The sequence below is a fragment of the Streptomyces sp. NBRC 110028 genome (assembly GCF_001417735.1).
Lineage (GTDB): Bacteria > Actinomycetota > Actinomycetes > Streptomycetales > Streptomycetaceae > Streptomyces.
Genome location: NZ_BBUZ01000025.1, coordinates 535,209 through 547,340, shown reverse-complemented (window position 1 = coordinate 547,340; position 12,132 = coordinate 535,209). Strand labels below are relative to the sequence as shown.

The 12,132-nt window shown below is 73.6% G+C and carries 1 protein-coding gene (cut by both window edges); it reads right to left on the bottom strand.

The whole window is internal to a lonely Cys domain-containing protein gene (locus ASC60_RS14750; protein ID WP_267892795.1) on the bottom strand: the coding sequence, 72,429 nt in all, runs 28,428 nt past the left edge and 31,869 nt past the right edge, and what appears here is coding positions 31,870–44,001 — codons 10,624 (complete) to 14,667 (complete); the first complete codon in reading order (the gene reads right to left) occupies window positions 12,130–12,132. Both the start codon and the stop codon lie outside the window.

Genomic DNA, 12,132 nt, shown 5'->3' with positions numbered 1-12,132 from the left:
GGGGTCGCCCTCCGCATGCCACGGCGCGGGCTCCGGCGTGCCGAAGGGCACGGCGGCGGACACCGTACGGATCTCGCTGGTGTCCACCTCGGCAGACGGCTGGGGCGTCCAGTTCAGGCTCGGACGCCCCTCGCGGCCATTGAGGGTGAAACGGGCGAGGACGGCGCTGCCGCCCGCGGTCTTCAGGTGGTACGCGCCCAACCCGTCCAGGCCGGTCGCCCATCCCGCGGCGAGCGCGTCGCGTACCAGGGCGAACAGCTCGGCGCGCGCGGCCGCCGGGTCCGCGCTCCCGGCCTCCGGTGTCAGATGCAGGATCCGGCGGGCGAGAGCGTCCACGTCCAGCGGGCGGCCGGCCAGGTCGCGGTCCTTCAGCCGCAGCGCGTCCAGCGTCTCCAGGGCCGCCGCGTCATCGGCGTCCGGGACGAGGAACTCCACCGTCGCCTGCCGCGCCCCGGCCCCGGCGTCCCGGCCGGTCTCCCGCTCCCGGCTCGTCTCGTGCACCAGCACAGCACTCGCGGTCAGACGGCCCTCGGGCGGCAGGTCCGCCTGCAACTGGGCCAGCACCGGTTCCAGTTCGCTCCTGAACATCTCGGCGACCGTGTGCGCGCGCCGCTCGCCCAGCTCCCGAGAGCCGTCGCCGTACCCGGTGATCACGCCCGTCGGCGGACGCAGCCCGCCGCGATGGTTCCGCACGGCCACCGTGGCCATCCGGACCATCAGGCGCCGGGCGGCCACCCTCGCGCTCGCGGACAGCTCGCTCGCGCCCTGCTCGAAGGCGAGCGGCGTCCGCTGCGGCAGCACCGCGCTGGCCCCGACGACCGGCCCGGGAACGGGCGCGTTCCCGAAGGCGATCAGCGTCGCCGACGGCCACGCGGGACCGGTCCTGAACCCCGGCCGCCGCCCGGCCCCCGGCGCGGTGCCCACCGACGGGTTCGCCGAGCCGGGGACCGGCTCGTCCGGCACGTCGTCGGACAGCTCGCCCGGATCCGAGGCGGGGCTGCTGACCCGCCGTACCGACGGCCACTGCTCGGGGCGTACGGGGTCCTGGTCCCCGGTCGCGGGGTGCTGTGCCGCGGCGAACGGCGCCGCCTCGTCCGCCGCGTCCCCTTCGGTCGCGGGATCCGTGGGGGCGGCCCACACCGACCACGGCCCGCCGGCGGACGGCCCGTCGACGGAGAGCTCGGTGGCGGGACCATGGCCGGACGGTCCGGCGTCGGTGAGGGAGAGACCGGCCGGGGCCCCGAACGGCGCGGTGGACGCCGGAGCGCCGGGCGTGGGCGCCGGGGCGACGGGCGTGGGGGCGACGGGGGTGGGCGCCGGCGGGGTGGGCTGGGGAGCCCCGATCACTCCCCGGACATCGTTCGGGCGCACGTAGGCGAGGTCGGTGACCGGGCGCGGCCGGCCGGCGGCGTCCGGCTCCAGGGCCACCGTGGTCTTCCCCGTCGCCGGATCGGTGTAGAGGGTCGGCTTGCCGTACGCGGCCCAGGTCCACCGGCCCGACAGCATGGCGGTCTGACCCGGCAGGCTCGCCACCAGCGACTGACCGGGGGCGGGCCGGGCGCCTTCGACGAGCAGGATGACCGGGATCCACAGGGAGAGATGGGCCAGCTCCGGGTCGCGGTAGTGCAGCTCGCCGACCTCGTCGTGCCGCACCGGGGCACCGATGACGGCCTGGCCGCCCCGCTGGCCGGCCCGGAACAGCCACACCCGCTCCGGTGCCTGTGGGTGGTGCCAGGGCGCCGGGACCGTGGAATCCGGCCGGAGCGTCCCGTCGGGCTCACGGCGCAGCAAGGTGACCTTGGACGGGTCGAAGTCGACGGGCCCGGCCGGGTTGCCGCTGTGGTCACGGCCGAACGGCACACCGCCGGCCGTGGTGGTCATGAGGGTGTCGGGTGCCAGTGCGCCGCGGGACTCCAGGTGGAACGCGGCCACTTCCCCGATCCGGTAGGGGTTCCGGCCGTGGGCCACCGCCTGGCGGAGCAGCTGCGTCATTTCCGTACGCCGGGCGGGATCGGGTGCGGGCAGGTGGAGGAGGACGGCCGCGGCCCGGTCCAGCTCCTGCTCACCACCGTGCTGCCTGATCCCGTCCAGGTAGTCCTGGACCCTGACCATGGCCCACAGCATCTGCGACCGCTCCGCGTCACCGACCTGATGTGGGTTCAGCCCCAGGGTGTGGGCGGTGAGGGCGTCGAAGCCGGGTCCCCCCATCGCGGCCGCGGCGGCGGTGACGGCCGGCAGCGGAACGAAACTGGTGAGCGCGAGCCCCGGCTGCTGGGCCCGCCGCTCGCCCGCCCTCCTGAGCATGGCCTCCACCACGGCCCTCCTGGAGAGCTGTGCGAGGGCCGGGTGCTGCGCCAGGAACCCCGCCGACAGACTCACGGCCAACTCCACGGTGAACAGCGGAACACGGGCCAGCGCGGGATCGTTGCGCAACATCACGTCCAGCGCGCCGGCGCCCCGCCACAGCACCGGATACTCCGGGGCCCAGTCGATCCGCTGGCCGAACTCCCCACGCAGCAGCCGCACCAGGCGCAGCGTCCGCTCCAGGATCTCCGGCGGCACCGGACCCGGCCCCGAGTGCAGACCGGCGTCGCGGGCCCGGGCCTCCAGCTCGGCCCCCTTCGGCTCCGGCATCCGCACTTCCGGGGCGTAGGCGCCGCCCCGGGCATTGGCCTCCACCCCGAGGAACACTCCCATGGGCGTCTGCGTCCTGCTGAACACCCTGCCGATGAAGCCGTAGACCGGCCGGTCGTGGTCGGTGGCGATCCGCTGGGCCTCGGAGACGACCGCCAGCGGATCCGGGACGAACGGCGCTGGACCGTGGGCGCCGATGAACCCGGCGCCCTCGCGCATGGCGCCGTAGCACACGATCCGCACGATGGGGGACTTGTCGGACCGACGGTGCAAGCTCCGCCGCCGCTTCAGCGCACCGGACGTCCCCGGTCCGCTGGTCTCCACCCTTCCCCCGTTGTCCAGGGCCCAGGTGCTCAGGCCCGGCTCCCCGTGTTTGGCCTCGAAATACGGGGTGGGCTCCTTCGCCGCCACCCACGGAAGCGGTTCCGGCATGCTGATGTCCCCGGTCGCCGGATCGAAATGGACGAAGTGCGTCGCCTTCGGCAGGTCCAGCAGCAGCTGAGACCTTACCCGCGAGATGCCGCCGGGCCCGGAGAGGGCGACGGACATGTGCCCGGCCGACCGGTGGTCGGGACCGATGAAGGGCAGGGTGAACACCTGGCGCTCCCACGCCGCGCCCTGCTGGCCACCCCCCGGCGTCGGGTTCGGTTCGCTGAGCAGCCAGCCACCCGCGAAGCTCCGGTCCTCGGAGACGTCGTTGCCGATCGGGCCCGTCGCCACGGGGTAACCGATCGAGGACCACACGTTCCGGCCCAGCAGATCGGCGCTGTCCTGCGTCAGCGCGGAGTTGCCGACGGCCCCGAGGGGAATGCCCATCAGCACCGGCACGCCGCCCGGCTCCGCGCTCAGCACCTCGTCCAGACCGAGGAGTTCGGCCACGACCGCCTTCGGGGCATCGCGGACGAAGCCCTTCACGCCGCGCACCCGGACCTTCGCCGGCCCCCCGTCGGCGATCACCGCGTAGGGCGTGCCCCACGGCGCGGGAGTCGCGTTCCGCACGGGCTGGAGCCGACCGTCCGGCTGCCGGGTGTACTCGGTGACCTGGGTCACGTCGAGTTGGGGAGCGAGGGGGGCACCGGTCCAGTTCAGGCCCCGCCCACCGTTGGCCGAGGTGATACGGAATTCGTCGTCGAGCGCGCCGTTCAGCTTCAGATAGAAGGCGGAGAGCCGGGCCAGGCTGGGGGCGTCCTCCACGGCCGGATCCACGGCCACCCGCCACAGGTCACCGCGCTCGTTCCAGGTCACCGGCGTGTTCGCGTCCAGCATGAGCACATGCCGCGTGAGCACGTCGATGTCCAGCGGCCCCCCGCGCAGCTCGGGAACCTTCGCCCGCAGCGCGTTCAGCCGCCGCAGCGCCTCCCGCGCCCACGGGGGCACCGGCTGCTGCCCGAACAGATCCCGCAGGATCTCGTCGTAGCGCGCCTCCGTGGCGTCATACGGAACCGTGGCGGGTGCCGTAGCCGGTGCCGGGGAGGAGGAAGCGGCGGGGGCGAAGGACATCGGCTCGGAGCTGAGCCAGCCGCGCACCGGACGGCCGTCGGAGCCCCAAGCGGACAGGGCGACGCCCTGGGCGGGGCCCGCCGTCGCGCCGGTGGTGGCGGGCGGGGCGGGCTCCCAGGCGCGCACGGCCACGTATTGCTGGGTCAGGTTCAGCCCGGACAGTTCCAGGATCCTCCCGAGCGATCCGGCCGCCGAGACCATGGCGAACGGCAGCGCCTGGGACAGGGGTGCCTCGGCGCCGAGCACTGCGGAGTGCGCGCCGACCGTCCGACGCAGGGTCCCCCACGTCAGCGGGGAACGATCGCCGCGCGCGGCCCGCTCCTCGTCCAGCGCCCGGAAGCCGTGCAGCAGCGCCTCGAACGCCGCGGTGTCGTCCTCCAGCACCGGCCCGTAGACCAGCCGGATCGCCCGCACCCACCGCAGCACGTCCCCGGCACGCGCCCGGTCGCCCGTCACCGCCTCGGCCATCCGGCCCAGTTCGGCCGAACTCGGCTCGGGCCGGAAACCCACCCACCAGTCACCCTCGGCGAGCTGGAACCGCGCCCCCAGGTTCCCGTCAGCCGGGGCCAGGGCCGGTTCCAGCCCGCCGGCCGTCGTCCACACCCACCGGTCCAGACCGTTGGCGAGTACCTGACCAGCGAGCGGAGCCTCCAGGGGGTCGTGCGACGGCGGACCAGCCAGGTCCGCCCCCGTGACCAGCGCGGCCACCTTCGGCGGCAGGGCGAACAGATAACCGTCCACGGCGAAGAGGAAGTCGATGATCCGGGCGTAATCGAACATCGCGTCGGTGCCGTCGGACAACGCGAGTACGGCACCCCGGCCGTCGCCACGGAGGCCGACCAGGTACGCCTCGTCGAACGGCAGCGGCTGCGGCTGGCCTTCCCGCGGCACGGGCGCCCGCTGTACCAGCGTGAACTCCTTCACTTCGGGCAACAGGCCGTAGGTGTGCCGACGGGGGTCGTGCCAGTCCTGGGCCGGACGGGAGGACAGCCCCACCGGCTTGCCCCCGGACTCCCGGTGCGTGACCACCGACACCTGGTCCACCGGCACACGGGTCCCGTCCGCAGCGACGAGCTCCGCCTTCCATTCCACCGCGGGGGGCGTCTGCCCGGGGTCCGCGAGAATTTCGAGGGCGCGCCGTGCGGCCTCGACAACGTGCCGGACCCGTGGCTGGTGTTCCAAAGGCATGGTCGCGAGAGACCCGGACGCCTCGTCGACAGCGTCGCGAAGCCCCTGGTGCACGTCGACGGGCAGCGGGGTCCCCAGGGCGTAAGCGGCCAGTGCACGGGCGGCCTTCTGACCGTCCGCGAGGCGCATCAGGCTCTGCCCCCCGATGATCTGCGGCTGACCCGAGACCAGGACCGGCGCCACAAAGCCGGAGAAACCCCGTACCACCGGATTGTCGAGAATCCGCACGATGGAGTCGCGCAGTACGTCGTCGGGCAGCGGGGCCGAGAATTTCTGCGCCCGCTGGTACGCCTCCCGGCTGAGCGCCGATAGCTCGGCGACGGCACGCCGGATCTCCTCGGAGGACATGAGCTGACTGCCGTATGTGAAGTGCCGCAATTCCGAGAGGACCAGCGGGATCGTCAGCCGACCGTCATCGGTGTCCAGGGTCTCATAGTCGCGCATGCCCACCGAATCCGACTGGGAGACGACCTTGCCCTGAGAGGTGCGCCCCGTCAGTGCGGAGGTCACGTGCTCGCGAGGGCTCGGAACCTCTCCATTGGTGAGATCGAAGAGCCCTGGGACCAGCGGCTTGCCCGGCGCGAGGTTCCTCTGGTAGAGCCCCAGCAGCCCCAGCAGCGTGGTGGCGAGTTTTTCACTGATGTCGTCGTGGTGCGTGTTGAGGAAGGTCCGGGTGCGGGGCCGCGAAGCTCGCAGGACGCGGTCCAGGGGATGACGGGACGCCACCTCCAGGATGTTCTTGACCAGCACGGATTTCCCGGGCTCGGTGAGCATGAACCTGGCCGGCCTGGCGACGGTGTGGGCATACGCGAACCGCAGGTAGCCCCAGATGTCATCGACGTCCGGGATGAACGAGAGGAAGGGGACGGCGTATTCGTGCACATCACTCCGGCCGGTGAAGCCGCGCAGGAACTCCACGGTGGCCTTCATCCCGAAGCTTCTCCCCGTCCCCTCCACCGCCTCCACGTGCGCGCCCCCCGGCGGCCTGCGGTCCGCCGCCGCGTCCAGGAGCGCACTCAGGCCCAGGTTGGGGAAGCCCACAGTGGGCTGGACATAGACGCGATTCCCACGGATCGGGGTGGGGTGGACCATGGCCTTCTCGCCCAGCTCGGTGACCTCCCAGCCGTCACGAGCGGGGAGAAGAGCGGAAAGAGGCAGCGGCACGGCGGCGTTGGGCTCATCCACAGTACCCAGCCCCTGCAGTGCCCTGTCCAACCGCGCCAGCGTCTCCTCCAGGGACTGGCTCCGCTCTCCCGGGAGCACCGCCATGGGGTCGACGACGATCTCTCCGATGAGGTAGTTGGCCATGGCGGGACGTGGCTCTCCCGGTGCCACCCGGGGGGCCGTGAGATGCATCCGCCCATCCGCGGTTCGCCAGAGGGGGGCATGGTCGGTCACCATCTTGAAACCGGGGGCAAGGGCCAGATCCAGCTTGCCGGGAACGTCACCGATGCCGCTGATGAGGAACACCTGACGCGTCTCGACCTCCAGGCCGAGGGCCCCGTACTCGCGCTCGACGGGCCGGTCGATCAGCGCGTGGCCCAGGGAGGACGACTCGGTGAACCCTGGCAGCGCGTCCTTGAGGACCCGCCCCGCCCGGTCGATCACCACCACCTGAGCCTCGACGGCCGCCAGGTCCGGCGGCGTCGCCGACACCCGGTGGCCCTCCCGGGCCGACGGGTCCACCGCCACCACGCCGCCGCGCCCGCCCAGGTGGTACGCGGCCCATACGTGCCCCAGCTCGCCGCCCTGGCGCCGCGCCAGCACGATCGCCAGCGCGCCCCGCCCGGCGTTCGCCACCGCGCGCGTCACCTCGTCCCACGCCCGCACGTCACGCCAGCCCGGCCCGGCCACCAGCCCCGCCGCCGCGGCGTCCGGGCCCGCGAGGGTCACCGAGTCGTCCACCGTGCCCGCGATGCGCACCCCGCCCGGGTACACCGCGTCCCGCAGCGCCTCCACCAGCCGCAGACACCGCTGGACCGGCGTCTCCCCGGCCGGAAGGTCGCCCGCCAGACGGTTCGCCACCCCTTCCAGCTGGCGGCGGGTCAGCACCGGGCGGGGCACGACGGGGGTGGTCAGCCTGGCGGTGGCCGTACGGTCCGGCGCCGGCTCGCTCTGCGGGGGCGTCACCTCGACCGACGGCACCGGCTCGGTCACCTCGATCTGCGGCACCGGTATCTCGGAGGCCCAGCCGTGCAGCGGGCCGGGGGCGAAGGACAGGTGGACCGGGCCGCCGACGGTGCGCAGGACGAGTTCGACGTGCCGCTGCGCGGCGTCGGCGGCGCGGGCCGCCGCTTCCAGGGCGAGCCGGATGTCGGCGGGGAGGGCGGCCCCCCGGGTGTTCAGGGCCTCGTCGGGCGCGGTGCCGTCCAGCAGGGCCCGGCGCACGGCGTTCAGCGTCCGCCGGGTGCCGTCCGTGACCTGGCCCGCGTCCAGCCACACCTGCGGCCGCGTGTCCTGGCCGGCGAAGCCCTCGGCGAGCTGGTAGCCGAGCGTCTCCGGGCGCCGCGTCCGCCAGTCGTCGACGCCCCGCTCGGCGAGGACGGCCGGGGCGTCGTAGACCGACGGGACCGGGCGGGCCGGGGTCATGCCGAGGCCGAGGACGTCCTCCAGGGTGGGGCGCAGCACCACGTTGCCGGTGACCCAGCGGGTGCCCTCCGGGCCGCTGACCTCCAGGACGGTGTGGGCGGTGAGGGTGTAGCCGAGCACACCGCTGTCGTCGGGCTCGCCCTCGGCGTTCTCCGACACCGGCGTGCCGTACTTGAGGGTTTCGCGGCGGAGGCCGGTGCCTCCGGTGGCCTGGCCGAGGGTGGTGTTCTCGCCCGCGACCGGGATGGTCCCGGCGAGGGTGTCGGTGTTGTCGCCGGTCAGTCCGCCCTTGACCGGCGCGGTCACCGACGGGCTGAGCGTCCGGCCGGCGGTGGTCGCGTGGGTGGTGACGGTGGTGCGCTGGCCCTGGGACAGCACCTCCCGGCCGGAGGTCTCCATCTGCGGCCGGTACAGCGAGAGTTCGATGCGCGCGGAGCCGCCGGAGGGCTGCTTGCCGGTGTACCGGGACGCCTGGGCGGGCGTCAGGGTGATCTTGCCCTGCCGGATGAGGTCGCCGATGCGGCGCAGGGTGTTCTCGGCCGAGGTGGAGGTCTTGGGCAGGCCGTCGCCGCGCAGCGCCGGGTCGACCTCCCGCAGCGCGTCGGCGAGTTCGTCCATGGCGTCGAAGTCGTAGACGGTGATCGGCTGGTTCGGCGTCCACCGGTCGGTGCCGGACAGCCGGTCCCGTTCCGGATCGCCCACCGGGGCCGTGGCGGGCCGGGGGTCGGCCCGGTGGACGTCCGGCGTGATCAGGAGCGGCGGCGGGGCGGGCAGCTCCGGGGTGCCGTCCTCGCTCCGCGGCGGGGCCTCGCTGCCGGGGAAGCGCAGCGTCACGGTGGCGGGCGTGCCGGGGGCCGGGGCGGGCGCCGGAGGGGCCGTACGGGCGGCCCCGTCGCGGCCGAGGGCCCGGTCCATCCAGCGGGTCAGCCCGGCGGTGTCGGCCGCCGACACCGCGCCGTCCAGCAGCTGCTCCGCCAACTGGCCCACCGAGGCGATCCGGTTGGCCAGGAAGCCCAGCGCCGAGTCGTTCAGCCGGGTCGAGGTGACCTCCACCCGGTACTCGTACGGCACGTCGAACTGCGCGGTGGGCCGGAAGGTGCGCGGCCACTCCTGGTGGTTCCTGGTGACGGCGCGGGAGGAGCCGCGGGTGCCGGTGGAGGTGAAGGAGGCCGTGCCCCCGGCGCTTCCGGTCCGGCCGGTGCCGGGGGCGAGCGTGAAGACGCCCGTGCCGCCGAGGGTGAGGGTGAACCCGGTGCCGCGGGACGCGGTGTGGGTGATGGCGCTGGCCGCCGCGGAGTTGATGTTCTCCATGCCCGAGTAGGCGAGCAGCGCCCCGGCAAACGCCGCCAGGTCGGTGCCGGGGGCCGGGCGTGCGTTGAGCGCCACCTCCACCAGGTGCAGGCCGGTGCGCCCGCGGTAGGGGAAGTGGAAGCGCCGCCAGTGGCGGGCGCCCGAGGACGCCAGGGACCGCATACCGGTCACGGCGCCGGCCTCCGCGATGCGGGCGTCGAGCCCGCGGACGTGGCGGCCGAGTCCCGGGGTGAGGGAGTCGGGGGCCTCGCGCTCGACGGCGGCGCGGATCGCCTCGGTGAAGGCGTCCAGCGAGCCGTCCGGCAGCGCCTCGGGCACGGTGGCGAAGCCCAGCGAGCGGCCGCCGGAGCGGGCGAAGTACCGCGGCAGCAGCCGGTCCATGGGCAGCCGCTCCGGCTCCAGACCGGCCAGCTCGGCGAGCTGCGGATCCTGCCGGACCAGGGTTTCGGTGACCCAGAACACGACACCGCCGGGGACGGTCACCGCGTACGGCGCCGAGCTGTGCGGGCCGACGCCGACGGCGTTGACGACCGCGTTGCGCTGCCCCTTGCGCAGCAGGACGACGTACGTGGCGTCCACCCGGAAGCCGTGGAACCGGTCCTTGGGGTGCGCCTCGGAGGTCATCCGGTCGGTGAACGCGGTGTCGGTGTCCGTCACGCTCCGCGACACGGCGCTGTTCCGGCCGCCGCCGCCCGAGACGCCGCCGGCGCGCTCTCCGGTGTGCGAGCCGGTGACGCCGGTGGCGATCTGCTCGGAGTGGCCGGAGGTGGTGCCGCGCCAGGAGGAGTCGGTGCTGGTGAGGTCGTTCTCCGCGTAGGTGGCGGCATCGGGGTTGTCGCCGGGGTATCCCGTCCCCTCGTAGACCGCGTTGTGCAGGTAGCCCCGGGTCTCGCCCTGGATCTCGGTGCCCATCAGCGAGCCGGCGGTGTCGGCGTCGACGACGTAGACGCCGCGGAAGATCTGCGGCGAGCGGGAGAGCAGGCTGGTCGACGACAGGGCGGCCCGCAGCAGTTCCTGGACCGGGCTCTCGGCGTCCGTCATGGGCGTGCCGACGGTCATGTTCCCCAGCCAGCGGGCGGGTTCGGCGAAGGCGGTGATGGCCGAGGGCAGCCTGTCGACGAGGTCGGAGCCCTGCGCGGCGGCCCACCGCAGGATCCGGGTGAGCGCGCCGGGCTCGGCGGCCCCGGTGGCGTCGGGGTCGATGCCCTTGAGCAGCTGCCGGTACGTCGACACCAGCGCGCCGCTGCCCATCGCGAGGCTGATATGGGCCTGGCCGGGAAGCAGGACCACGTCCTGCGGGCGGTCGCCGTCCGCGTCCGGTGTCATCCGCGCCTTGCGGAAGTCCTCGGCGGTCGCCCGGCGGATGGTGACCGGGCCCAGCGGGGCGGCCGGGGCGTCGAGGGTCTCGGCCAGCGGGATGGCGACGGAGACGATGCCGTCCTCGGTGTCGAACGTCGCCAGCGGGGTGTCGCCGTTCTCCGAGAACACCTTCATGGTGAAGGTGCCGGGGATGTCGAAGACCCCGAGCCCGGGCCGGGCGATGGTGATCATGTCGAGGCCGTAGCCGGACGCCGAACCGGAGGTGTCGCCGGTGATCTGACGGGTGGCGGAGGCGCTGGACGGGATGCCGCCCGCCACCGTCCAGTCGTGCGGGGCCGGGCCGCTGATCTCGGCGGAGAAGTCGCCGAACAGCGACTGGCTGGAGCTGCTGGACTCGCTGCCCGCGACACTCGTGCCGTTGGCGCTCAGCATCGACCAGCCCGGCAGGTTCTTGCGGTGGTGCGGCCGGGTGCCGTCCGTCGGCTCCACGGACAGGTCGACGCCGACCCGCCAGACCCCGTGCTCCAGGGGCAGATAGAAGTAGAGCGGGTGACCGCCGTCCATGGTCGCGCCGAGCCCGCCGCGCCGACCGGCCTGGGAGCGGGCGACGGTGAGGCTGCTGGCGTTGGCGAGCCACGCCATCAGGATCGCTCTGTCGTTCAGCCAGTCCAGGCGCTGCGGGGTGGAGGGCGCCAGGAAGCCCATGGTGCGCAGCAGCGTCTCCAGCTTGTCGAAGAGCGGCTCGGTGCCGGTGACCTTCAGCGGGGTGACGTTGACCGGGAGGGCGCGCAGGGACGCCAGCTCGGGCTTGAGGTAACGCTCCTGACCGGGCTCCACGGGAATGCCGGCCGCGTCGGCCATCGTCGGCACCCGCATGATCTGCCCCTGGGGGCTCGGCAGTTCGAAGGGTTCGGTCCGGCCGCCCTTGGGGAGCACAAGCGTGGCGTAGTAGGTGATGTCCGCGTTCGTCAGCAGATGCGGGTTGTTGCTGACCAGGCTGAACCAGTCGAACGCGGTGCCGCCGGAGTTGAAGGTGCGGGACCGCTGGTGCTTGTAGCCGCCGCCGAAGACGAAGTTGCCGTCCGGGCTGGGAGCTCCCTGGAAGGTGGTGGCGAGGGTGAACTCGGCCTTCTCGGCATTGGTGACCGTCAGCGAGGTCTTGGCTCCGACCACGTGCATCAGGTCGTTCTCCAGGAACACCTTCGTGCTGCTCCTGGCCAGCGCGTCGGGGCTGAAGGAGTTGATCCGCGCGGAGACCTCAAGATAGCCCAGCGGCTCACCGCTGTGATCCAGGAGGATCGGCGAGGGATACGCCCCGGCCAGCATCAGGGTCAGGCCCGAGCGGCGGCTGTTCTCGTCCAGGAACGACCGCAGCGCGGCGGCCGACTCGTCCGACATCCGCCGCAGATGCGGGCGCAGCTGCGGGGCGGCGAGGAACGCGTCGAGCAGTTCGGACGGGTCGTGGATGGTGTCCATCCGGTGCAGCGGCAGCTCGTCGGTGACGGTCCGCGGGTCCGGGGGAAGGTCGTGCGGAGACGCCGGGCCGAACGGGCGCGGAGGCATGCCCTGGGTGAGGTAGTGCGGGAACCA